This is a genomic window from Streptomyces sp. NPDC001828 (assembly GCF_042892175.1).
GTDB lineage: Bacteria > Actinomycetota > Actinomycetes > Streptomycetales > Streptomycetaceae > Streptomyces.
Window position 1 is genome coordinate 1058619 of sequence record NZ_JBIATV010000001.1, and the last position, 22047, is coordinate 1080665.

Below are 22047 nucleotides of genomic sequence, written 5' to 3' on the forward strand. Positions count from 1 at the left end.
TACGCCGTGACGGAGCCCGGGGCGGTCGCCCCGGCCGCTCGGTTACGGCCTCGCGTCAGGCCGCGCCGTGTTCGCGCTCGGCCTTCCGGCGGAGCTCCTTCTTGTCGGGCTTGCCGGCGTCGGTCAGCGGCAGCGCGTCCACGAAGGTGATATCAGCCGGTTCGTACATCGCCCCGCGCTCCTCACGTACCAGGTCGCGCAGCTGCCGCGCGTCGATTCCGCTGCCGGGCACGGGAACGACCGCGGCGTGCACCCGCTCCATGCGGTCGGCGTCGCGGACGCCGAACACGGCGCTCTGCAGCACCTGCGGGTGCGAGTTGAGCAGGTCCTCCAGCTCGGTGGTGTACACATGGCCGCCGACCACCACGATCATGTCCTTGATCCGGTCGACGACCGTCAAGTAGCCCTCGCCGTCGAGGAATCCGATGTCGCCGGTGTGCAGCCACCCGTCCCGCAGCACCTCGGCGGTCAGCTCGGGCTGCTTCCAGTACTCCTTCATGAGCATGGCGGAGCGTACGCAGATCTCGCCGTGCTCACCCGCCGGGAGGTCGCGGCCGCTCTCGTCGCGAATGGCCACCTCGACCTGGGGCAGCACCTTTCCGGCGGACCGCAGTCGGTCCGGACGCTGCGGGTCGTGGTCCTCGGGCATGAGCAGGCTGATGCCGCCGGCCTCGTTCTGGCCGTAGAACTGGACCAGTACCGGGCCGAACCGCCGGATGGCGTCGGCTATCCGCGTGGGGGAGGACTGGCAGCCGCCGTAGGAGATGCTGCGCAGCGAGGAGGTGTCGCGCACGGCCGAGTCCGGGTGGTCCATCAGCTGGTACAGCAGCGGTGGCAGCAGGAAGAGGTGGCTGATGCGATGCCGCTCGATGGCGTCGAGCACGGCGGCGGGGTCGAACTCCTCAAGGAGGACGACGGAGCCGCCGCCGCGGAGCACGGAGTCCGTGATCATCCCGGCGGCGTGCGCGAGGGTGGTGCACACCAGCAGCCGGGGTGCCTCCTCCTCGGGGTCGACGACCGATCCCCGGAACGCCTGCACCTGCTCATGGGTGGTGCAGATGCCCTTGGGATGGCCGGTCGTGCCACCGGTGTGGCGGATCGTGCACACGTCGTCCGGCCGCGCGTTGCCCGCGAGCGGCTCGGCGGACTGCTCGGCCGCCGACTCCAGGAGGTCCGCGCCCACCTTCGCGGGACCGAGCACGAGGACGGCCGGTATAGGGGTCGCCTCGGTGATTTCGACGGCCCGCTCCAGGTAGCGGGGATCGACGATCAGGGCGCGCGTCTCGACATCGCGGACGATGGCGACCTGCGATTCGGCCGAAAGCTTGTTGTAGAGGTGATTGACCCGGCAGCCGATCAGATGGGCCGCGTAGCGCACGGCGATGGTCTCCGGGAGGTTGCCGCACAGCAGCGTGACCGTCTGCCCGCGGTCGATGCCGTGGGCGCGCAGCGCCCGGGCCAGGCGGTGGACGAGATCGCGGAACTCGCCTGCGGTGACCCTCCGTTCCTGGTGCACGAGGACTTCGCGTCCCGGGTCGCTCTGCAGGGCGTCGAGGTTCTCCGCCACATAGGTGCGGAAGGCGTGGGGGGCTGATGACATGGCGGGGTGGTTCCTCCTGAGGGCCGCGCGGCGGTCGGGGGCCGCGCGGCGGTCACGCATCGGTGATGTCACTTGGCAATATGGTTGCTACAGGCAACCAAAGCTAGCGTAACTTCTCTAGATCAACATCTCCAACTGGGGCCGGATGACTGGATTTGAGTGGTCTGAAGCCCCGTTTGGAGCAGTCGCGGCCGGGACGTGGTCGGGACGCTGTTGGGGACGCACTCCGCGTATCGCGGGCGTATCGAAAACCGCATACGCCCCAGCAACGGCCTCCCGGCTCCAATGAGGTCATGAACCACAACGCGTCCCGGGCAGCACCGCCCCACCGCAGCCGCGGCATCGTGCTTCTCTGCCTCGCCGTCCTCGGCGTAGCGGGCGGCGCCTACGTCCTGCGGCGGCCGCTCATGATGTCCGCCCCGACGTGCATGGCCGGGCGGTGGCACGGCTGCTACGACACGTTCAACGGCGTCGTGCTCATGACGTTGGTCGCGGTGCCGGTGTCCGCCGTGGTGGCGTGGGCCCTGGCGAGCCGTCGGCGTGCGGCCGACGGGCCATGGGCCTGCCGGAAGTCGCTGGCCGAGGTCGGCATGGTCCACGGAACGGTGCCGTTCCTCTGGCTGACGCTGATGCCGGGCGCCGCGGCCGGCCTGGTCCCCGGCCGGCTGAGCCTGGTACCGCTGCGGGACCTCGTCACGATGGGGGCGCTCGGGATCATCGGCAATCTGCTGGTCTTCGCGGCGCTGGGGTTCTTCGCTCCGATGCGGTTCGCGGCGCTCGCGTCCGTGCCTCGGGTCCTGGCCCTCGGGGCGGGCTGCTCGGCCCTGGTCGAGACCGCGCAGTACGTCTTCCGGCTCGACCGGGTCTCCTCCGTGGACGACGTACTGGTCAACGCTGTTGGCGCCGCGCTGGCCGCAGTGGCGTCGCGCCGCTGGTGGCGCACTACGGCACACGCCCCCGCGGACAGGGCCCGCCCCGCGCCGGTCACGGCGGCCTGATCCGCACCCCCCGTGCGCCGGCGCGCCTTTGCATACGGCGGCGATATGTCGCGCTGCTTAGGCTTCGCCCATGCGCGTACTGATCGTGGAGGACGAGCCCTACCTGGCGGAAGCCGTCCGTGACGGCCTGCGGCTCGAGGCGATCGCCGCCGACATCGCGGGCGACGGAGACACCGCCCTGGAACTGCTCGGCATCAACTCCTACGACCTCGCCGTCCTCGACCGCGACATCCCCGGCCCTTCCGGCGACGAGGTCGCCCGGCGCATCGTCGCCTCCGGCAGCGGCCTCCCGATCCTCATGCTCACCGCAGCCGACCGGATCGACGACAAGGCCTCCGCTTTCGGGCTCGGCGTCGACGACTACCTCACCAAACCCTTCGAGATGCGGGAGCTCGTCCTGCGCCTGAGAGCGCTCGACCGTAGACGCGCGTACGCCCGGCCCCCGGTCCGCGAGATCGCGGGCCTGCGGGTCGACCCCTTCCGCCGCGAAGTCTTCCGCGACGGACGCTATGTCGCGCTGACCCGGAAGCAGTTCGCCGTGCTCGAAGTCCTGGCCGCCGCCGAGGGCGGAGTCGTCAGCGCCGAGGAGCTCCTAGAGCGGGCCTGGGACGAGAACGCGGACCCCCTCACCAACGCCGTACGCATCACCGTCTCCGCACTGCGCAAACGGCTCGGCGCACCATGGATCATCGCGACGGTGCCCGGCGTCGGCTACCGCATCGACACCGGTACCGCCCCCGGCGCCGACGGGGGCGGCGCCGAGCCCGGCGCGGGCGTCACCAGGACCGGCGGGGACGCAGGCGAACACGGCAGTAAGCATGCCTAGACGCCGAGGCCTCAGCGCCCGACTGGAACTCACCCTCAGCTATGCCGGATTCCTGCTCATCGCGGGCGCCCTCCTGATGGCCGTGGTGTGGGTGTATCTGCTGCGGTACGTACCCGACAACTCGCGCGGGCTTCTCGGCATCGCACCCAACCGCTACCTCTTGGTGCGCACGTTCGTCCCCGCCGCAGCCGTGGCAATGGCGTGCCTGCTCGTGTTCGGGCTCCTGGGAGGCTGGATCCTCGCCGGCCGGATGCTCGCGCCGCTCACCCGGATCAGGGACGCGGCACGGCTGGCCGGGAACGGATCGCTGTCCCACCGCATCCGTATGACGGGCCACCAGGACGAATTCCGTGAGCTCTCCGACGCCTTCGACTCGATGCTCGAACAGCTCGAATCCCACGTCGCCGAGCAGCAGAGGTTCGCGGCGAACGCCTCCCACGAACTGCGCACCCCGCTGGCGATCTCGCGGGCCCTCCTGGACGTCGCCCGCACGGACCCGGAGCGCGACCGGGGCGAGATCATCGAGCGTCTGCACGCCGTCAATACGCGGGCGATCGAGCTGACCGAGGCCCTGCTGCTGCTCAGCCGCGGCGACCGCGGAAACTTCACCCACGACGTCGTCGATCTCTCCCTCGTCGCCGAAGAAGCGGCCGAGACCCTGCTTCCCCTCGCCGAACAGCGCCGCACCACACTCGACGTCACCGGTGACGCGGCCCGGACCCACGGTTCCGCCGAGCTGCTGCTGCGGATGGTGACGAACCTCGTCCAGAACGCCATCGTCCACAACCTCCCCGCCGACGGCACCGTGACGGTCCGCACCGAGGCGCGGGGCGACATGAGCGTGCTGCGGGTCGAGAACACGGGCCGCCCGCTCCCACCGGAACTGCTGCCGACCCTCACCGAGCCCTTCCAGCGCGGAGCGGAACGGGTACGGACCGGCGAACACGCCGGCGTAGGCCTGGGCCTGGCCATCGTGCACAGCATCGTCCGTGCCCACGAGGGAACCCTCGACCTCGCGGCGGGCCCTTCGGGCGGTCTCGTCGTCACGGTCCGGCTGCCCAGCACCCCGTAGAAACGGCTCCCGTTGGCGAGCCGGTCCCTCCATCGCTCATCATCGAGCCTTTTTCGACGCACTACCTGCGGGGATAAAAGAAATATCAAATGGGCGCGCATGGCACTGCGGGTGAAGGGCACACGAAGCTCTGGAGGTTGATAATCATGGTTCCCCTGCTTCTCGTTCTTCTGCTCGCGCTGATTCTTTTCGGCGCCGGTTTCGCGGTGAAGATCCTCTGGTGGATCGCGATCGTGGTGCTGGTGCTCTGGCTCATCGGTTTCGTCGCCCGCCCGAAGGGTGGAAGCGGCCGCTGGTATCGCTGGTAGAGCGTCTATCGCGTAGCTGTGGGGCCCGTGCCGAAAAAGTGCGGGCCCCACAGTCGTGCCCGGCCACCATCGTGATCGGCAGGGGAATCCGCAGGTGCAACTCCCGCATATCCGGGTACGCGTCCGGATGCCGGGGTGGTTGCCGGTGCCGCAGTCGGGAACCGGTTGCCTCCACAGGCAACGGCAGCCGCTCCGGTCCTTGTCGCTGCCCTTGGCGGAGTTGCTTTCTGTGCCGCTGCTTTCGCGATCCCGTTCCCCGTTCGGCCCAGCCCGTGTGAATGCCTCGCGGAAGCAGAGGCACGGCCCCCCAGGGCGAGCCCGGAGCGGCCCGCCCGGTCGTGGCTCAAGTTGCCCGAGCGGCCCCGATGGGGCGGTGTTGGAATGAACGCCCCGGCCTCGCGAGCGCGCGCCTTCGGCCAAGGGGCACCACGAGCGAGGAGTGAGCCGCATGGGCAAGGGTCACAGCTTCCACCGCCCCGATGACCTGAAGGGCCTGGTGGCCTACGACCCGGAGGGTGAGCGGGTTGGCGGCGTCGAGCAGGTCTACGTCGACGACTCCGTGGGGCGTCCCGAGTGGGTCACCGTGAAGACCGGTCTGTTCGGGACCGAGGAGTCCGTCGTGCCGCTGGCCGGGGCTCGCCGCGAGGGCAACGCCCTGCACATCGCGCACGCGAAGAGCGTGGTGAAGGACGCGCCCCGGCACGATGTGCACCAGCACTTGACGGCCGACGAGGAACGCGAGCTGTACCACCACTACGGCGCCGACGGCCGCGGCGCGGTCACCCCCGGATCCGGGCCGGCGACACGTCCCGCAGCCCCGTCCGAGCCGCTGCCGGACGGCACCGAGAGCCGGGAGGCGGCCCGGGCGCGGTTGCGGAAGGTGGGACGGGTGTGAACTGGACGAAGGTGGACAGGCGTTCCGCACGGGCCCCGCGCACGGAGGCGGGGTCGCGGGCCGTTCACGGGCCGTGGAGGCGGAGCGGCGCAGAGTCGCGGATGAAGAAGGAGGGTGTCTGATGGCAGCCAACGACGGGCGGGGCGACGACGTCTACCAGCCGGACGGCGGGGACGAGGTCGTGGAGGACACCGGCATCCTGGACCCCGAGGACACGCTGAACGACCGGGGAGCCGACCCGTACGACGAGGGCTGGTCCCCGCCCGAGCGGCCGCTGGCCGTGAACCACGCCGGCACCACCGCGCAGGAGCAGCACGACGGCGAGAGCCTCGACCAGCGGCTCGCGGAGGAGGTACCCGACCCCGAACTCGCCTTGCCCGAACTCGACTTGGCGGACGAGGACGAAGAGCTCGCCGACGCCGAGGTGGGCGACGAGCGGGCGGGGCGGCTCGTCGCCCCCGACGAGGGAGCCCATGAGGACGCCGAGAAGGACATGCTCGCATCGGACATGGGCATCGACGGCGCGGGCGCCTCGGCCGAGGAGGCAGCGGTGCATCTGATCGACGACGCCGAAAGCGCCTGGCCCGAGGACGATCGCCCCTGAGGCAGGGGCGCCTGGCGGCGCACCGGTTTCCGCTCAGTGCTTCAGGCCCGAGCGGACCAGCGCCGAGGCCAGTCGTGGCAGCTCGTCCGGCGGGACGAGCCGTGCCAGCCCCTTGGCGGTGGAAGGCAGGCCGAGCTCGGAAGCGGACTCCAGGGCCCGTTCGTCGAAGAACGGGCGGAGTTCGGGCCAGATCCCCTGCGCCTCGCGGCAGAAGATGCCGGCCCCGACAGGGCCGATCCGCGGGACTTCTTGGAGCAGTTCGCGCACCCGCTCCGCGTCTCCGTCCGCCTCGTCCCGCAGTCGGCGCAGGTCACCTCGCCAGCGCCGCAGGATCAGTTCGGCCCCTTCCAGCAAGGCCGTGGCGGTGCTCTCGTCGTAGCGGCGGTAGTGGGCCCTGCCGAGCGCGTCCACGATCGTCTGCCAGTCCGTGGCCGCCATGGTTCTGGGGGTGCGCAGCCGGGATCGGAACAGTTCGCGTGCGGCATCGGTCGCGATGTCCGCCTTGATCCGCGTCGAGCACAACACGGCGAGCACCAGTAGCCGGTAGAGCGGCGACGGCTTGTCGCGCAGGGTGATCCCGGCTTCGTCGGCATAGCTGCGGCCGTGCTCGCGCAGCAGCTCGGCCAGGGTGTCCTCGGTGTTCATCGGAGCCTCGCTCGAAGGGTGTGCGGGCAGGCGGGCCGCGACTTACGTCGCCTGCCATCCCTTGCCCGCCACGTCATCGCGCCACGCCCGTGGGGCCGGCTGCCCGACCACATGGACCCGTTCGGGGGAGTACCGCACCCGTTCGTGTTCGACGCGGTCCGCAGCTGCGGGATCATCCTCTGACACCACTCGAACTCCCCCTGCGGGAAGGCGGGTTGATGACCACGGCGGCCCCGGGCTACGCGAGGGTGTCGTCGAGCCAGTTGTGGATGCGGGCCATGGCGGTGCGCATCGCGCCGGGGTGGCAGTGGGCGCCGGCGCCTTCCTCGGGGGTGAAAAGCATCAGGGTCTTGGGGCAGGTCAGGTGGTCGTAGAGATCCTGGGGCTGTCCCTTGAAGAACTCGTCCTCGGCGGCATCGCACACGAGCGTGGGGCACTGGATCAGCTCCGCGATGCCGTCACGGACGTGATAGTCGAGGTAGGAGGCGCTGAAAGCTCGCGGGGTGTCCACGCCCATGACGTACATCCCGTGGTTCATCGCCCATCGGGAGGTCGCGTTCTCGGTCATCAACTGGGCCAAGTGCGCGTCGAGTTGGGGGTCGGAGTCCGCGCGCAGGCGGCGCTCGGCCTCGGCGCGGTCACCGGGGACGAACCGGGTCGTTGTCGCGCCGAGGTCGTACACACCGTCGATCGTCACGAGCGCGGCCAGTCGGTGTTCGAAGGCGGCGGCCCTCGGGGCGAGTACGCCGCCCATGCTGGCGCCGAGCAGCGCGATGCGGCTGTTGTCGACCTCCGGCAGGTTCTCGGCGAAGTCGACGACGGGCCCGATGACGTTCTCCCAGTCGGGACGGAAGACCAGGCCCTCGTGGTGGCGGGGCCCCGGCTGCCCGGGCCCGTCGAAGACCAGCACGGTGTAGCCGCGCTCGACGCCGGCCATCGCCCCGGAGAAGTGCATCTCCTCGGCGGTGCCGTCGAACCCGTTGTGCATGATGATCGTCGGCCGCGGCTCACCGGAGGTGTCGGCCCGGTAGAGGTATCCCGGCAGGGTGGTGTCCTCGTAGGGGATGCGAACCGGTTCGATGGTGGGGGTGAACAGTGCCGCCGCCGACTGGAAGCAGGCCACGCTGCGGTCGTAGGCGTGGTCGTGGCGGGGGTCGCACGGGTTGCCGTGCAGGAAGAACTCGGCCGAGCGGTAGTAGTTGGACGCCCGCAGGAACCCGTCCCGGGCGCTGACCCGGTGGCCCGCGTCCAGGGCGCGCTGGGCCTCGGCGGCCACGCGGTCGGCGGTGGCCAGCCACTCGTCGTGCCAGCTGTCGTAGTCGCCTTCCTTGATGCGCTCGCTCGTGGAGACCACCTCGCCGAAGTCGGCTCCGCCGTAGGCGATGTGGCTCATCGAGCGCAGGGTCTCGTACCAGAACTGGGGGTTCTCGGGGAACAGCAGCGGCTTCATGGGAAGGCCTTTCCGCTCGGGGAGGCGTACACGGAGTGCTCGACGTCTTGCGGCGTCGTGGGTGTTCGGCGGGTGGTGGTCAGCGTGCGCTGCCGAGGCCGCGGTCGGCGTCGGAGCCCTGGAGCATGAGGGTGGTCTCTTCGATGCGGCGGAAGCGGCCGTCGGCGGCGAGGTTGGCGAAGACGTAGACCTCCATGGCGACCGTGGTGCCGTCGGTCTTGGTGATGTGGCACGTGTGACGGTCGGCGTACTTGTCGCCCTCGTACAGCTCCTCGTGCACGTCGACACGGCCGTCGGCGACGATGCCGCGCAGGTGGCCGATGTGGTCGAGGAACTCGGCGCGGTCGGCCCACTCGCCGTCCGTGCGCTGGCGGTAGTCGGGGGCGAAGTGCCGGTCGGCGGCCTCGTCCAGCGTGATGTCGCGGTTGAAGAGCAGGTCGTTGAGGGCGGCCTCGATGCCGGTGCGGTTCATGGGAGTTCCTTTCGGGGCGAGCATTAGGGAGCGAAGATGCGTGCTCCACGCACGCTTCGCTTAACTGTAGCACTGGATGCGTGCGTCGCGCACGCGATGGGATCGATGGCCGTACCGGTCGGCCGGCGTCGGCGTCGGCTTCGGCTTCGGATCCGGCGTCAGCGGGCGACGGACACCGGTTGGCGGTCGATGCACGCGGAGTCCGAGAGCGTGCGCTCGGACTGGTGGCCCTCGATCCGTACCTGCGCCCCGAGCCTGATGGCGTCGTACACCCACTTGCCGGAATCGGGGGTGAGGGCGATGGCGCCGAGGATGAGGTCCTTGCCGACGGAGGGCGGATCGGCCGCGTCCAGGGCGAACAGCAGCAGCCGCTGCTGGTGGTCGCGACCGGTGAAGGTGACCGCCCACCTCCGGGGGCCCCAGCGCCCGATGTCCTGCTTGCCGGGAGGGATGTTCGCGACGGGGTACTTACCGGTGACCGTCACCGCCGTCTCGCCGATCGGGCAGTGCGGGTTCGGCGAGGCGATGGGCACGGTCCGGCCCTGGATGGTCAGGGTGTGGGCGTCCAGATCGACCGTCACCTGCTGAACAGGCTTGGGAGAAGCGGGAGTTGCGGGTGTTGCCGGTGCCGCATGGGGATCGAGGGCTCCGGAGGTGAGGACGGCGAGGGTCGCTGCGGCCAGCGCGCCTCCGGAAAGCAGAAGGTGTCGACCGCGACGACGCCGTACGGCCCGGCTCCGCACCCCTGAACCCGAGTTGGGGGCCGGCATCGCGGCGTGCTCGGCCAGGCCGTGGAGCCTTGCGGTCAGCTCCGCCCCGGTCAGTGCGGGGGGTGACGGCTGATCAGACACGGGTTTCCTCCGTCGGGTGGGGTTCCTCGCTCGCCAGATGGGCGGCGAGCGCCGAACGGCCGCGTGACAGGCGGGCCTTGACGGTGCCGAGGGCCGTACCGGTCTCGGCGGCTATCTGCTCCACGCTCAGATCGCACAGGTGGTGCAGCACGATGGCGGTCCGCTGGGCCTCGGGCAGCCGCCGCAGAGCGCAGACCAGGGCCACGTGATCGGGGCTGGGTTCGGGCGCGGCCTGGGCCGTGTGCCCGTCCCGGACCAGCTCCCACCAGCGACGTGTCCGCCGCCAACGGCTCATCGCGAGCCGATGGGCCACGGTGCGGATCCACGCCTCCGGAGCCTGCTCGCCGGTCAGGACGGACGAACGCCGGTCCCAGGCGCGTACGAACGCCTCCTGCACCACGTCCTGGGCCTCGGCGTGGTCGCCCGTCAGGGCGTACAGCTGGCCGACCAGACGTGGGTAGGCAGCCGTGTAGAAGAGGTCGAACTCGTCCTCGGTCACCCTGTCGTGCTCTCTTCTTACGGCGCGGGGCGCGTGGTGTCGTCGGTGCGATGGTGAAGTCGTGCGGGGAAGGGCCTGGGACGGAGGCCGGTGATGATCAAGCGGTGGCCGCTTGATCAGGGGCACGCGGCCGCGGTCACCTGGCTGCCGTGGTCAGGCGGTCGTCGTCACTCCGGCCGCGCTGTGTGAGAGCCACTTCGCCCACGTCAGGTTCCAGTCGCCGTAGCCGTTTCCGGTCGCGACGACGGCCTTGTCGGTTCCGGTGACGGTGATGACGTCACCGACCTGAACCTCGTCGTAGAAGCTCTTGGCCGTGCCGTCGGTGGCGAGGCCGACGCAGCCATGAGTGACGTTGCGGTGCCCGGCCTCGGTGTCGGCCCGCTCGTTCTGGTGCACATACGTACCTGACGTCGTCAGGTGCACGGCCCAGTAGTAGTCGCCGTTGTACGCGTCGCCGAGGCCCACCGTGCGGGAGTCCATGTGCACCTTGGGTGCCTTGTCCATGACGACCATCGTCCCGTTCCACGTGTCGAGGCCCGGACGTCCGGCGGTGATGGGGATGCGCCGGGTCTTCCCCTCGGTGTTGACGGTCATCGTGTGCGTGCTGGTGTCGACCGTGGCGATCAGCGACCGGCCGATGCTGAACCGGCGGACGCCGTGCGAGCCGAGGTGAAGAGTGACCTTGGTTCCGGGGGACCAGTACGTGGTGCTCGGCCGGAAGTCGACCCGCTGCCCGTCCAGAAGGTTCTGGTCCTTCACCCAGCTCCAGGCGCCGGTCGTGCCGGACGAGGTCTGGACGCGCAGCCCGCCCTCCACGGCTTTGCGCTCCGTGACGGGAACGGGCCGGGGGAAGGTGACGGAGATCGGCATGCCCACGCCGACGGTCTGGCCGTCGGATATGTGGACCTGCGCCCCCGCGAGCGCGGCGGGCTCCGGTGCGGACGCGGCAGGACGGTCGTCGGATGCCTGGTCCGCCTTGGCCTGGACGGGCGCCGAGGCCCGGACATCGGCTGGGCCGGCGGCAGCCGCAACGCCGGCGCCCTGTCCGGCCGAGCACCCGACGGCCGAGAGCAGGGCGACAGAGGCCGTGACGGCGGCGCCGAGACGGCCGGCGGTCCGGGCGTTCGAACGGTCCAGGTGCATGAGGTTCCCCCAGGTGAAGTGCGGTATCGCCTCCTATACGCACGAGTTCGGTGCCGGGTTGCATCGAGTCGGAACTTTCTCGGGACGCCCGCGGCCGCCGACTGGCGCAAGGTGAGGGGCCCGCGCGCTGAATCCGGCCCGTGAGAAAATGGCTTCATGACTCAACGCAAGCCTTCGGGGATGAGTTTTGAGTCCTGGGTCGATCGGCAGATCCGGGAGGCGGAGGAGCGCGGCGATTTCACCCGCCTTCCTGGCATCGGTGAGCCCCTGCCCGACGAACGGGCGCCGTACGACGAGCTGTGGTGGATGAAGCGGAAGATGACCCAAGAGGGTCTCTCCGTGGTGGCCTCCGGCTCGCTCGGCCTGCGGAAGGAGGCCGAGGACGCGTTGGCGGAGGCGGCCGCCGCCCCCTCGGAGCGCCGGGTGCGGGCCATCCTGGAGCCGGTCAACGAGAAGATCGCGGCCAATCTGCGGATGCCGCCGCCGGGGCCGCCGTTGGGCCGCGCGGCGATCGACATCGACGCGTTCCTGCGCGAGTGGCGCGAGGCCCGCGGCCAGAGCGCCCGAGAGCCACGCCCCACCGATGACTTGCCGGCGCCAAAAGGCTCCTGGCTCAGCCGCCTGCGCAAGACCTCCCACAAGTCCGGCACGCCTTCCGGCTCCTAGGGGGCCGAGGGGTGTCAGCCCGCTTCCGGTGCGGGTCGCCAACGCGCCCGCACCACGCCGTCGTTGTCGGGCATGACGGCCGTACACAGCGGGAGGTCCGGGCCCTCGCGACGGTGGACGGAGCCGCCATGGGTCTCATCCTCCCGGCCCGCGCTCCCTCTCAAACCGAAGGCTTTTCCGAGGGAGTGGGGACATGGGTGCTCAGGAACCCCCGCATGTACCCGGCCACGGTGTCGAGATGACTCTCCAGGAGGAAGTGGCCGCCGCCGGGAACGAGGTGAACTTCCGCGTCCGGCAGGTCCCTTGAGAAGGCGCGTGCTCCGGCCGGGCCGAAGATTTCGTCGCCCGCGCCCCAGACCGCGAGGAGCGGCACCTGGCGTTCGCGGAAGTAGGCGTGCACCTGCGGGTAGAGAGGCGGGTTGGTGGCGTAGTCGCCGAACAGTGCGAGCTGTACGCGGTCGTTGCCCGGTCGGCTCACCTCGCGGTGGTCGGCGGCCCAGGTGTCGGGGTCGACCAGCTCGGGCCGGTCCACTCCGTTGAGGTACTGCCAGCGGATCGCGTCGAGTGAGAGGGCGCCAAGGACGGCGGGCTCGGTGTCGGGGCCCGGGTTCTCCCAGTAGGCCCGCACGGGCTTCCAGAAATCCGGTACGAAGCCGTCCTCGTAGGCATTGCCGTTCTGCGTGACCACCGCGGTGATCGCCTCCGGGTTCCGCAGCGCGAGGCGCCAGCCGATGGGCGCGCCGTAGTCCTGGACGTACACGGCGTACCGGCTGACACCGAGCTGGGCCAGCAGGGCCTCGGTGATGTCGGTGAGCGAGTCGAAGGTGTACGTGAACGCGTCGACGGACGGGGCATCGGAGTTGCCGAACCCGAGGTGGTCCGGCGCGATGACGTGGAACCGGTCGGCCAGCTCCGGAATGAGCCGGCGGAACATGCGTGAGCTGGTGGGGAACCCGTGCAGGAGGAGGAGGGTGGGTGCTTCGCGGGAACCTGCCTCGCGGTAGAAGACGCGATGTCCATCCACGGTCGCGTAGTGGTGCCGGATCTCAACCATGACTAACCCCTTCAGTCACCTATGGCGGTTACCTGTGCATGTCCAGTAGACGCCTGGAGGAGTAACCTGTCAATCGACTTGATGGAGTTAGTGGGGAAGGTGGAGGCCGTGCTGGACGACCAGGCCCTGATGGAGGCGCTGAACAGCACTCCTGTCGTGGATGGCCAAGGCCAGGATCTGTGGCGCGCGGACCATGACGTGGACGGGTGGGCGCGGAAGCACGGCGGTCATGGCGGCGAAGAGGAGCGCCGGTGGCTTCGCAGTGCCCGGGACGCGCTCCAGGCGGTGGAGTCGGGCGCGGCGGCGGAGTCCCGTCTGCGTCGCGTGCTGGCCGGTGCTCGCAGGACGCCGGAGCCCAGCGCGGCAGGCATCGTCTGGCACCTGGACGTGGCGCCGGAGCGCCGGCTCGCGGTGGAACTGGTTCTCGCGTGGGCGGACGTCAAAGAGCGCATGCCCGGCCGTCTGCGGCCCTGCGAAAACCCTGAATGCCGCCTCTTCCTCCTGGACCGCAGCCGTGCCAACACCGCGCGATGGTGCTCCATGAAGACCTGCGGAAACCGGCTCAAGGCGCGCCGACACCAAGCCAGGACAAGGGAAACCCACCGACCCGATTAGCGCGCAACCCTCACACGGGGGTCGCGCGCTGAGCCATGAGGCGCCTGCTTACGGCCGGTCGGCAATCCCCGACTCCGAAAAGGGTGGTCGCCTCGGGCGCGTGCGCGGGGTGCCGACACGTCGAAGCTGCGGCTGATGACGCAGGCCGGGTTGGGGCGCAGTGAGTCGAGCAGCGGCCTGAGGTGGGGGCGTACGGCACGGCTGGGTGCGGGCGGCGGGTCTGGCGCGTAGCGCGCGGCTCGGGCGGCGAGGTCCCGCAGGTGCCCTCCTGGCCGAGATCGGCCAGGAGCACGGCAGGACGGTCGCCCAGATCGTGCTGCGCTGGCTGACCCAGCGCGGCGTCGTGGCCATCCCCAAGTCGGTGCGCGCCGAGCGCATGGCGGAGAACTTCGACGTCCTCGACTTCCGGCTCACCGAGGAACAGCTGGCCCGGATCGCCACCCTCGACACCGGCAGCTCACTGTTCTTCGACCACCGCGACCCCGAGATGGTCACCTGGCTCGCCACGCGCCGCCTGGACGCCTGAAGCCCGCGCCTCGTGTCCCGCCCCGCCGGAGCGTCTCAGTACGAGTTGTGCGACTGCCAGAACGACCAGGCGCCGCACGGGCTGCCGTAGCGCTGGTTCATGTAGTTGAGGCCCCACTTGATCTGGGTGGCCGGGTTGCTCTGCCAGTCGGATCCCGCACTGCTCATCTTGGAGCCGGGCAGCGCCTGGACGAGACCGTAGGCACTGCCGTTGGTGGCACGGTAGTTCCAGCTCGACTCGTTGTTCACGATGTTGCTGAAGCACTGGAACTGGTCGGCGGGGATGATCTGCCGGGCGATCGCCTGGACGTCGGACACCGAGTAGGAGCTCTGGGTCTGGAAGGTGGTCCGGTCCGCCGAGCGGCTGGCGGCCTGGGTCTTCAGGTCGCGGTCCTTGGCCTCTTTGTCGGCCTTCTCCTTGTCCGCGTCCGCCTTGCTCTTGTCGGCCGCGTCCTTCTTGGCCTTGGCGTCCTGTGCGGCTCGGACGCGGGCGGCTTCCTCGGCGGACTTCTTCGCCGCCGCGTTCGCCTGCGAGGCCTGGGCGTCCGCCTGCTGTGTCAGGGAGGCGGTCTGCACCTGGGCCTGCTGGCCGGCAGGGAGGTCGGCGAGCAGTGTCGAATCGGCGGCGGACGCCTGGAGGTTGTCGCCGGAGGCGGCGGACGGGCTGCCCACGCCGGCACCGACCACGGCGCCCACGGCGGTGACGGCCGTTGCGGACACCACAGCGAACCCCCGGACACGACTGGTGCGCGCGGGTTGAACGCGGGAGTGGCCGGGGCCGCTGCGCTCGGGCGTCTGGCCTTGCTTGTTGGCGTGCATCGGGTCCTCTTGCGAACTGTGGGCACGCGGTGCCGGGCGGACGAAGCACCGGACGGATTCGGACGGCCGGGAGGCTCCATGGAAGAGTGCACAACCGTTCCAGGGAACGCCAACGCATCGCTAACGCTTTCGTTCCCGGGACGTTAGCGCGGAAGCTTACCTCCCCGATCAAGTCGGCGTGCGGGCAGCACAGTTCGTCCGCCCACTACAGGCCGAATGGTGCGGAAGTACCTCCTGCCGAGTAACGCCGGTCCTCAGGGTGTGCCGCCGAGGACGACGTCCTTGGTCTCGGTCACCCCGGCCCGCCGCCCCGGTGCCGTCTGGAAGGACCAGTACAGATTCGTGTGCGCGATGACCTGGGCGGGCGTCGGAGCACCCCATGCCGTCTTGTCGCCCGCCGTATGAGCGTCGCCGACCAGGGTCACGTCGTACCCCCTGGTGAACGCGCCGTGGAGCGTCGAGCGAATGCACGCGTCGGTCTCCGCGCCGGCGACGACGAGCCGCCCGACGCCGAGCTCCGACAGGACGGTTTCCAGGGTGGTGTCCTCGAAGGCGTCGCCGTAGCACTTCTCGACCAGGGGCTCCCGGTCCCCCGGGGCGAGCTCCGCAACGATCCGCCAGTCCTCACTTCCCCGGGTCAGCTCCTCGTCGGAGTGCTGGACCCAGACGACCGGAACCCCTTCCGTCCGCGCCCGCTCGACGAGGCCGGCGACGTTCGCCACGACCACGTCACGCCGGTGGGCCCCTTCGACGACGCCGTTCTGTACGTCGACGACGAGGAGGGCGGTGTTGGGCCGGTTGTCGAGTGTGGTCATGCTGTCTTCCCCCTGCTCCTGGTGGACATATGCTCCCGAGCTTCGTGCTGGTACGGACCGTAGCTCCACCGACTGACAACGGGGCGACGGAATCCGAGGGTTCGCGGCCGGCCTCCCGGCCCCTTGGAACGTGCTGGTCCACGGTGCCCGGGCGGTGCCGCCGCAGCGCGGGGGAGTGCTGCGGCGGGTGTCGGAGGCGCATGCGACACTCGGCTCCATGCTGGGTGTGACCGATCTTCCGACCTATCTCGCCGGCTTGGCACTGATCGTCCTTCTGCCGGGCCCCAATTCGCTCTACGTGCTGTCCGTGGCAGCCCGCCGCGGGGTGCGTACCGGGTATGTGGCCGCCGCCGGAATCTTCACCGGGGACACGGTCCTCATGACGCTGTCCGCGCTCGGCGCGGCCTCGCTGCTGCAGACGGCACCGCTGCTGTTCGCCGTGATCAAGTACGCGGGCGCGGGCTATCTGGCCTGGATGGCGTTCGGCATGCTCCGCCAGGCGGTGGGCATGTGGCGTTCCCGGCACGAGCAGGCGCCGGAGCAGGCCGCGGCGACGACGGAGACGGCGGGTGAGCGCCCCTACCGGCGGGCGCTGATGCTGAGCCTGTTCAATCCGAAGGCGATCCTGTTCATGCTGTCGTTCTTCGTGCAGTTCGTGCAGCCCGGGTACGCCTACCCCGCCCTGTCCTTCCTGCTGCTCGGCACGCTGCTCCAGCTGGGCAGCTTCCTGTACCTGTCGACCCTGATATTCAGCGGCACCCGCCTCGCGGCCGCGTTCCGCCGCCGTAAGCGCCTCTCGGCGGGCGCCGCGTCGGCGGCCGGCGCGCTCTTCCTCGGCTTCGCGGTGAAGCTGTCGCTCAGCGGGGTGTGAACAGCAGGGAGTGACCGCCTGCGCGCCCATGTGCCGCGCTCGCCCGCCTCGCCGTGGCGCTCCCGTGTCCGTCCTTCCCGCCCTTCGTCCCTGGTCAGGCCCGTCTCTGTTCGAGGGCGATTACCTGCCTGTCGAACGCCCAGAAATCTATGTTGGCCAGAGTAGACATTGGGTGCTGGGGTGGCTATGGTTTCTGTCGTACCCAAGAAGTCGAAGGGGCCCGGCAGGGACGAACTGCCGGGCGGCAGTACGCAAGCACATACGCAGGTTTAGCAACACGAACCGGATTTGGCTCCACAAGAGGGAAGAACGGAGGAGCAGTCGCCATCAGGATCGCCCGGGCGGAGAACGTGGGCCCGGGTACCGCAGGACATCGATAGTGAGGTGGTCTCCGGTCAAGCAACCGCGATCCCCGCATACCCCGTCCACTCACGGACCGGCAAGCGGAAACAGAAGGCCGACGCAGTAGCAAGGTCGGCGGATGGTGTAGTTCCTTCGGGGCTCTGGTGCCACACGGCACCAGAGCCCCTCAACGCGTGCCCGGACAAAGAGGTGAAAGTGACAGCAGACGACTCGTTCAGCCGTCTTGACGACGATGACTACCCCGCCTACACCATGGGCCGGGCCGCCGAGATGCTCGGCACCACCCAGGGATTCCTCCGCGCCATCGGTGAAGCCCGTCTCATCACGCCGCTCCGTTCCGGCGGCGGGCACCGCCGCTACTCGCGCTATCAGCTGCGCATCGCCGCCCGTGCCCGGGAGCTCGTCGACCAGGGCACCCCCATCGAGGCCGCCTGTCGCATCATCATCCTCGAAGATCAACTCGAAGAGGCTCAGCGCATCAACGCCGAATACCGCCGCGCCGCCGACACGGCGAACCAGGCCGCCACCACGTCATGAGGTGAGCGCGCCCGGCGCGGCCCTCGGCATTCGCGGCCCCGGCGAGTCCGGCCGCCGATGCCCGGCCGCCGCCGGCGACCGCGTCCCTGCGGCGATTCGCACGGCTCGCTCGGCAGCCCCCGAGCGAGCCGGCGACCCGGGCCGTGGGGGCGCACATGGCGTGCGGTCGGCGCACTCAGGTAGAAGATCAATTCGACTGCGCCCCAGCGGGTGACGGGTGCGATAGCAAGATCGCCCCGTTGTTAGCGTCCTGGCTGTGACTGATCAGAGGGTGTCCGGCCCAGGGCCGGACTGTCTCGTGCTGCCTGCGCATCGCGAGACGAGCGAATCGTTTCACCCCGTAATCCTCGACCCGGCCCGCTCCGTGGATGCCGCGGCTTTGGCCGCGCTGCGCGAGTCGGACCGGCTGCGTGAGGTCCATGACCGCATCGAGAACCAGGTGGCGGAACTGCTGCGCTGCCTGGCTCCGCACGAGGCTCTCGGTGGGCGGGCTCTGGACCGCGCGGTCGACGAGACGCTGGCCGGCCGGCCGGAGTCGTACGGCAGGTGGGTCTGGTACCCGTGGTCGGGACGGCTCGTCCATGTGCTCCCCGAGGCGGAGTTCCGCCTCGTCCGTACCGACCGCAACCGGGACAAGATCACCCGTGAGCAGCAGGAGGGGCTGTTGCGACACCGGGTGGGCGTCATCGGGCTCTCGGTGGGCAGCAGTGCCGCGCTGACCTGCGCCATGGAGGGCGTCGGGGGCGCGTTCCGCCTGGCGGACTTCGACCGGATCAGCCTGTCGAACCTGAACAGGCTGCGGGCCGGAGTACATGAACTGGGCCTGGAGAAAAGCGTGTTGTGCGCCCGCCGCATGTACGAGCTCGACCCCTACCTGGACATCGAGATCCACCGGGGCGGGATCACCGAGGACACCATCGACGCCTTCTTCGGCGACGAGGACGACGGCCTGGACATCCTGGTTGAGGAATGCGACACCCCCTGGGTGAAGATCGCCGCGCGCGAGCAGGCGCGCCGGCGACGCGTACCCGTCCTCATGGACACCAATGACCGCGGCCTGCTCGACATCGAGCGCTTCGACCTCGAACCCGACCGCCCGCTCTTCCACGGCCGCGTCGGCGAGGTGACCGCCGCCGACGTCCGGGACCTGGAGCAGGAGGACGCCATCCGGCTGCTGCTCGACATCGTCGACGGACAGCGGTTGAGCGCCGCCATGACCGACGCGCTCAGCCGCATCGGTCAAACCCTTTCCAGCTGGCCGCAGTTGGCCGGCGGGGTCATGCTGGGTGCCGCGCTCGTGGCCGAAACGGCCCGCCGGATCCTGCTCGGCGAACCGCTGCCGTCGGGCCGCCACTACATCGACCTCGACGCACTGATCCCCACCCCGATGACCGTGCCCGCACCCCACGGAGCCACCCGGTGAACCGAGTCCCCGACCTTCGAGGCGACCATCTGCGGCTGCGGGAACTGCACGCCGACGACCACGACGCCTTCGCCCGGATCCTCACGCACCGCGTGTTCACCCGCTACCTCGGCATCGACCGCATGGACGCGCGCCAGGCCCACGACACCTTCGCCCAGAGCCTGGCCCAGCCCCACACACATCCCCGGCGCAAGTACACCCTTGCCGTCTGCGCCCCGGACGACGACCGCCTCGTCGGTACGATCGGGCTGCTCATGGAGGACTACGGCAGCAACGCCATGCTCACCAGCCTGGTGCTGCTGCCCGGCAGCCCGGTGCAGGGGCACGGCCACGAAGCCGGGCGGCTGCTGATGGCGTACGGCTTCGGGCAGCTGGGCCTGCACCGCATCTGGGCCGGGCACCGCAGCGACCACGCCTTCATGCCGCAGGTGATGCGGGCCGCCGGCCTGCGTCCCGAGGCAACACTCCGCCAGCTCTTCCACACCCGGGGCTGCTGGCACGACGTCACCACGTACGCCGCCGTCGCCCCCGAGTGGAAGGCCCAGGCCGGCAGCAACGAACTCGCCATCTTCGACGGGGCCGGAAGCGTCGAAGAGGTCCGCATCCCCGCCGCGCCACCCGCTCCGGATCAGGTGAGCGCTCCGCCGCTGAGCATCGGATAGGGGCTGCCAAAGCCCGGACCGGCAGCCCCGGATCGACAAGGTGAAGGTCCGCTCGTGCTCGGCTGCGCACCCGGGAGCGTCGCAGCGGCTGGCCGCGACGCTCGCCGGGTTCGTTGCCGGCCGGATGTCACGGCGGATGGCGGCACGACTGTCCGTGCCCACGCCTCCGGCTGTGGGGGAGCGTGGCTCGGCCATGGGATTCACGGCGCGCACAACCGGTCCAAAGCCGCCTGGCTCTCCTCGTCCGCCGCGCGATGGATCACCAGGCGTTGGTCCGGATCCTGGAGTGGTACGAGAACCTCGAAGTCCACGGCGATCACGCCGACGACAGGATGCCGCAGCACCTTGTGCCCGCGGCCGCTCACCTTGATGTCCCGCTCGGCCCACAGGCGCGCGAACTCCTCGTCACGGGTCGTGAATTCGGCGATCAGGTCGCTCAGCGCCCGGTCCTCCGGGTGCGCGGCCCATGCGGCGCGCAAGTGGGCGATCCCCTCCCGCACGACGCGTTCGCGATCCACGTACAGCGCCCGCACCTCCGGGTGCATCAAGCACAGCCACATCGCGTTGCGGTGTGCCGGCGGCAGGGCGTTGAAGTCCACCAGAAGCCTTGCCATTTCGTCGTTCCAGGCCAGGATGTCGTACCGGTGGTTGAGGAGCATGGCCGGCAGTGGGGACAGGTCGGTGACCAGCCGGGCCAGCGATGGTGCGGCGGCCGTCGCGGGCTTGTCGGTGCCGCGCGGGCGCTGCTGGGTGAGGTCGAAGAGGTAGGCGCGTTCGGCAGGGGAGAGGCGCAGGGCCCCCGACAGGGCCTCCACCACGTGCGCCGAGGGCCGCAGCCCCCTGCCCTGTTCCAGACGCACGATGTAGTCGATGCTGACGCCGGCCAGTTCGGCGACCTCTTCGCGGCGCAATCCCGGTGTACGCCGGGCCTGTTGGCGAGAGGGCAGGCCGAAATCGTCCGGGTCCAGGCCTTCGCGCCGGGTCCGGAGGAAGGCGGCCAGCTCGTGTGTCGGGTCGACGGTGCGGGTCATCATGCCCGGTCCAACAACCAGGGTGGGACTGGCGTTCCCAGGAACGTCTCTCCCTTACCCGAGGCTTGAGGCGGTCGCAGACTCGATTTCGACAACGGATCACAAGCACCGCAGGAGACACGATGTCACTCACCCTCGACACCTACCGGCTGCTGGGCCGCTCGGGACTGCGGGTTTCCCCGCTGGCCCTGGGCGCGGCGACCTTCGGTAACGAATGGGGCTGGGGCGCCGAGCAGGACGGGGCGCGCAAGCTGTTCGACCTCTACGTCGAGCGCGGCGGCAACTTCATCGACACAGCCGTCACGTACACCGACGGGAGCTCCGAGCGTCTGCTGGGCGAGTTCACCCGGGACAACCGCGAAAGCCTGGTGCTCGCGACGAAGTACACGACGCTGCGCCGGCCCGGTGACCCGAATTCCGGGGGCAGTCACCGCAAGAACCTGTTCGCGTCGGTGGAGACCAGTCTGCGACAGCTGAATACGGACTACATCGATCTGCTCTACCTCCACGTGTGGGACTTCACGACGCCGGTCGAGGAGATCCTGCGCGGCATGGACGACCTGGTCCGGCAGGGCAAGGTCCTGTACGTGGCGATCTCCAACGCCCCGGCCTGGCAGGCCTCACGCATGCAGGCGATCGCCGATCTGCGCGGCTGGTCGCCCCTGGTCGCGCTGCAGATCGAGTACAGCCTGATCCAGCGCGCCGGGGAACGTGAACTGATCCCGATGGCACGGGAGATGGGTCTGGGGGTGGTCCCCTATTCGCCGATGGGCGGCGGGGTGCTCACCGGCAAGTACAGCCGCGACGATGTGACCGGAACGAGCACCGGATCCGAGGAGAGTACGCGCAAGAGCTTCAACCACGCCCTCGGCTGGGTCACCGAACGCAGCCTCGCCGTGGCCGATGTGGTGAAGGAGATCGCGGCCGAGATGGGCCGCACATCCGCCCAGGTCGCCCTGGCCTGGACGCTGCGGAACCCCGGCGTGACGGCGCCCATCATCGGCGCCCGAACGCCCGCGCAGCTGGAGGACAACCTGGGCGCTCTTGAGGTCGACTTCAGCGCGTCCCAACTCGCCCGTCTCGACGAGGCCGGCGCGATCGATCTGGGCTACCCGCACGGCTATCTCGCCGGCGACTCCGCCCGCTCGCAGACCCAAGGCGACCTGACGATCGAAGCCCGCGCCTGATGAAACGCCGGAGCCGGGAGGCTCCGGCGGTTCAAGCCCGCCGCCGCACACCCAGTCCCCACCCGGGCGCTCGGCGGTCGTCGGCGGTCCCCCTTCGGGCCTCGGCGCCGGTGGGC

24 protein-coding genes and 2 pseudogenes are annotated in these 22047 nt (G+C 70.0%); 14 read left to right on the top strand and 12 right to left on the bottom strand.

Annotated elements, in window-relative coordinates:
* Positions 1-55: 55 nt before the first annotated feature.
* On the bottom strand, positions 56-1600 hold the full coding sequence (locus tag ACFYZA_RS04960) for an AMP-binding protein (protein WP_382588101.1): 1545 nt from the start codon (positions 1598-1600) through the stop codon (positions 56-58).
* A gap of 293 nt (positions 1601-1893) precedes the next feature.
* Between ACFYZA_RS04960 and ACFYZA_RS04965 the strand changes: the two genes are divergently transcribed.
* The 6 genes from ACFYZA_RS04965 to ACFYZA_RS04990 all read left to right on the top strand — a co-directional run bounded on the left by ACFYZA_RS04965 (position 1894) and on the right by ACFYZA_RS04990 (position 6303).
* On the top strand, positions 1894-2598 hold the full coding sequence (locus ACFYZA_RS04965; RefSeq protein ID WP_388487253.1) for a VanZ family protein: 705 nt from the start codon (positions 1894-1896) through the stop codon (positions 2596-2598).
* A gap of 70 nt (positions 2599-2668) precedes the next feature.
* On the top strand, positions 2669-3424 hold the full coding sequence (locus ACFYZA_RS04970) for a response regulator transcription factor (protein ID WP_388487256.1): 756 nt from the start codon (positions 2669-2671) through the stop codon (positions 3422-3424).
* Entirely contained in the window at positions 3417-4496 is a 1080-nt protein-coding gene (locus ACFYZA_RS04975) for a sensor histidine kinase (RefSeq protein WP_388487259.1), read from the top strand. The genes ACFYZA_RS04970 and ACFYZA_RS04975 overlap by 8 nt, the downstream gene beginning before the upstream one ends.
* Before the next feature lie 146 nt (positions 4497-4642).
* Positions 4643-4804 carry a hydrophobic protein gene (locus tag ACFYZA_RS04980; RefSeq protein WP_382588107.1) on the top strand — a complete coding sequence of 54 codons (162 nt, stop codon included), beginning with the start codon at positions 4643-4645 and terminating at the stop codon, positions 4802-4804.
* Between the two features lie 448 nt (positions 4805-5252).
* Positions 5253-5699: a PRC-barrel domain-containing protein gene (locus ACFYZA_RS04985; protein WP_388487261.1), complete on the top strand. Its 447-nt coding sequence runs from the start codon at positions 5253-5255 to the stop codon at positions 5697-5699.
* A 121-nt stretch (positions 5700-5820) separates the two neighbouring features.
* Positions 5821-6303, top strand: coding sequence for a DUF5709 domain-containing protein (locus ACFYZA_RS04990; protein ID WP_388487264.1), 483 nt, complete (start codon positions 5821-5823; stop codon positions 6301-6303).
* A gap of 33 nt (positions 6304-6336) precedes the next feature.
* Here the strand turns inward: ACFYZA_RS04990 and ACFYZA_RS04995 are convergent, their stop codons facing one another.
* The 6 genes from ACFYZA_RS04995 to ACFYZA_RS05020 form a co-directional block, all read right to left on the bottom strand.
* A complete protein-coding gene (locus ACFYZA_RS04995) occupies positions 6337-6948 on the bottom strand; it encodes an endonuclease (protein ID WP_388487266.1) in 612 nt (203 codons plus the stop codon).
* A 238-nt stretch (positions 6949-7186) separates the two neighbouring features.
* Positions 7187-8398, bottom strand: coding sequence for an alpha/beta hydrolase family protein (locus ACFYZA_RS05000; protein WP_388487269.1), 1212 nt, complete (start codon positions 8396-8398; stop codon positions 7187-7189).
* A 79-nt stretch (positions 8399-8477) separates the two neighbouring features.
* The gene (locus tag ACFYZA_RS05005; protein ID WP_388487271.1) at positions 8478-8870 is read right to left on the bottom strand and encodes a nuclear transport factor 2 family protein; all 393 of its coding nucleotides are present in this window, start codon (positions 8868-8870) and stop codon (positions 8478-8480) included.
* A gap of 158 nt (positions 8871-9028) precedes the next feature.
* The gene (locus tag ACFYZA_RS05010) at positions 9029-9721 is read right to left on the bottom strand and encodes a L,D-transpeptidase (RefSeq protein WP_388487273.1); all 693 of its coding nucleotides are present in this window, start codon (positions 9719-9721) and stop codon (positions 9029-9031) included.
* Positions 9714-10220, bottom strand: coding sequence for a SigE family RNA polymerase sigma factor (locus ACFYZA_RS05015; protein ID WP_388487275.1), 507 nt, complete (start codon positions 10218-10220; stop codon positions 9714-9716). Before ACFYZA_RS05015 ends, ACFYZA_RS05010 begins: the two co-directional genes overlap by 8 nt.
* Before the next feature lie 153 nt (positions 10221-10373).
* A complete protein-coding gene (locus ACFYZA_RS05020; protein WP_388487277.1) occupies positions 10374-11363 on the bottom strand; it encodes a L,D-transpeptidase in 990 nt (329 codons plus the stop codon).
* A gap of 180 nt (positions 11364-11543) precedes the next feature.
* Between ACFYZA_RS05020 and ACFYZA_RS05025 the strand changes: the two genes are divergently transcribed.
* The gene (locus ACFYZA_RS05025; protein ID WP_388487279.1) at positions 11544-12029 is read left to right on the top strand and encodes a DUF1992 domain-containing protein; all 486 of its coding nucleotides are present in this window, start codon (positions 11544-11546) and stop codon (positions 12027-12029) included.
* Between the two features lie 160 nt (positions 12030-12189).
* Here ACFYZA_RS05025 and ACFYZA_RS05030 read toward each other — a convergent pair whose 3' ends face one another.
* A complete protein-coding gene (locus tag ACFYZA_RS05030) occupies positions 12190-13083 on the bottom strand; it encodes an alpha/beta fold hydrolase (RefSeq protein ID WP_388487281.1) in 894 nt (297 codons plus the stop codon).
* A 108-nt stretch (positions 13084-13191) separates the two neighbouring features.
* Here ACFYZA_RS05030 and ACFYZA_RS05035 point away from each other — a divergent pair, with 108 nt between their 5' ends.
* Positions 13192-13698 (top strand): CGNR zinc finger domain-containing protein, encoded by a 507-nt coding sequence (locus ACFYZA_RS05035; RefSeq protein WP_388487283.1) that lies wholly within the window; start codon positions 13192-13194, stop codon positions 13696-13698.
* A gap of 110 nt (positions 13699-13808) precedes the next feature.
* Here ACFYZA_RS05035 and ACFYZA_RS05040 read toward each other — a convergent pair.
* Positions 13809-13961 (bottom strand): annotated as a pseudogene (locus tag ACFYZA_RS05040) (transcriptional regulator); the annotation flags it as partial.
* 2 nt (positions 13962-13963) lie between these two features.
* Here ACFYZA_RS05040 and ACFYZA_RS05045 point away from each other — a divergent pair.
* Positions 13964-14224: pseudogene (locus ACFYZA_RS05045) on the top strand (aldo/keto reductase); the annotation flags it as partial.
* Between the two features lie 35 nt (positions 14225-14259).
* Here ACFYZA_RS05045 and ACFYZA_RS05050 read toward each other — a convergent pair.
* Positions 14260-14943: a transglycosylase SLT domain-containing protein gene (locus ACFYZA_RS05050; protein WP_388487286.1), complete on the bottom strand. Its 684-nt coding sequence runs from the start codon at positions 14941-14943 to the stop codon at positions 14260-14262.
* 353 nt (positions 14944-15296) lie between these two features.
* Positions 15297-15857 (bottom strand): isochorismatase family protein, encoded by a 561-nt coding sequence (locus tag ACFYZA_RS05055; protein WP_388487288.1) that lies wholly within the window; start codon positions 15855-15857, stop codon positions 15297-15299.
* 217 nt (positions 15858-16074) lie between these two features.
* Between ACFYZA_RS05055 and leuE the strand changes: the two genes are divergently transcribed.
* From leuE to ACFYZA_RS05075, 4 genes are all read left to right on the top strand, one after another.
* Entirely contained in the window at positions 16075-16728 is a 654-nt protein-coding gene (gene leuE / locus ACFYZA_RS05060; protein WP_382588134.1) for a leucine efflux protein LeuE, read from the top strand.
* Positions 16729-17286: 558 nt separating this feature from the next.
* A complete protein-coding gene (locus ACFYZA_RS05065) occupies positions 17287-17628 on the top strand; it encodes a MerR family transcriptional regulator (RefSeq protein ID WP_382588136.1) in 342 nt (113 codons plus the stop codon).
* 256 nt (positions 17629-17884) lie between these two features.
* Positions 17885-19051 carry a ThiF family adenylyltransferase gene (locus tag ACFYZA_RS05070; protein ID WP_388487291.1) on the top strand — a complete coding sequence of 389 codons (1167 nt, stop codon included), beginning with the start codon at positions 17885-17887 and terminating at the stop codon, positions 19049-19051.
* Positions 19048-19713, top strand: coding sequence for a GNAT family N-acetyltransferase (locus ACFYZA_RS05075; RefSeq protein WP_388487294.1), 666 nt, complete (start codon positions 19048-19050; stop codon positions 19711-19713). The genes ACFYZA_RS05070 and ACFYZA_RS05075 overlap by 4 nt, the downstream gene beginning before the upstream one ends.
* A 200-nt stretch (positions 19714-19913) precedes the next feature.
* Here the strand turns inward: ACFYZA_RS05075 and ACFYZA_RS05080 are convergent, their stop codons facing one another.
* Positions 19914-20747: a helix-turn-helix transcriptional regulator gene (locus tag ACFYZA_RS05080; protein ID WP_388487297.1), complete on the bottom strand. Its 834-nt coding sequence runs from the start codon at positions 20745-20747 to the stop codon at positions 19914-19916.
* Positions 20748-20866: 119 nt separating this feature from the next.
* On the opposite strand from ACFYZA_RS05080, the gene ACFYZA_RS05085 reads away from it, so the two are divergent.
* Complete coding sequence (locus ACFYZA_RS05085) at positions 20867-21931, top strand: aldo/keto reductase (RefSeq protein ID WP_388487298.1); 1065 nt, start codon at positions 20867-20869, stop codon at positions 21929-21931.
* Positions 21932-22047: the final 116 nt, after the last annotated feature.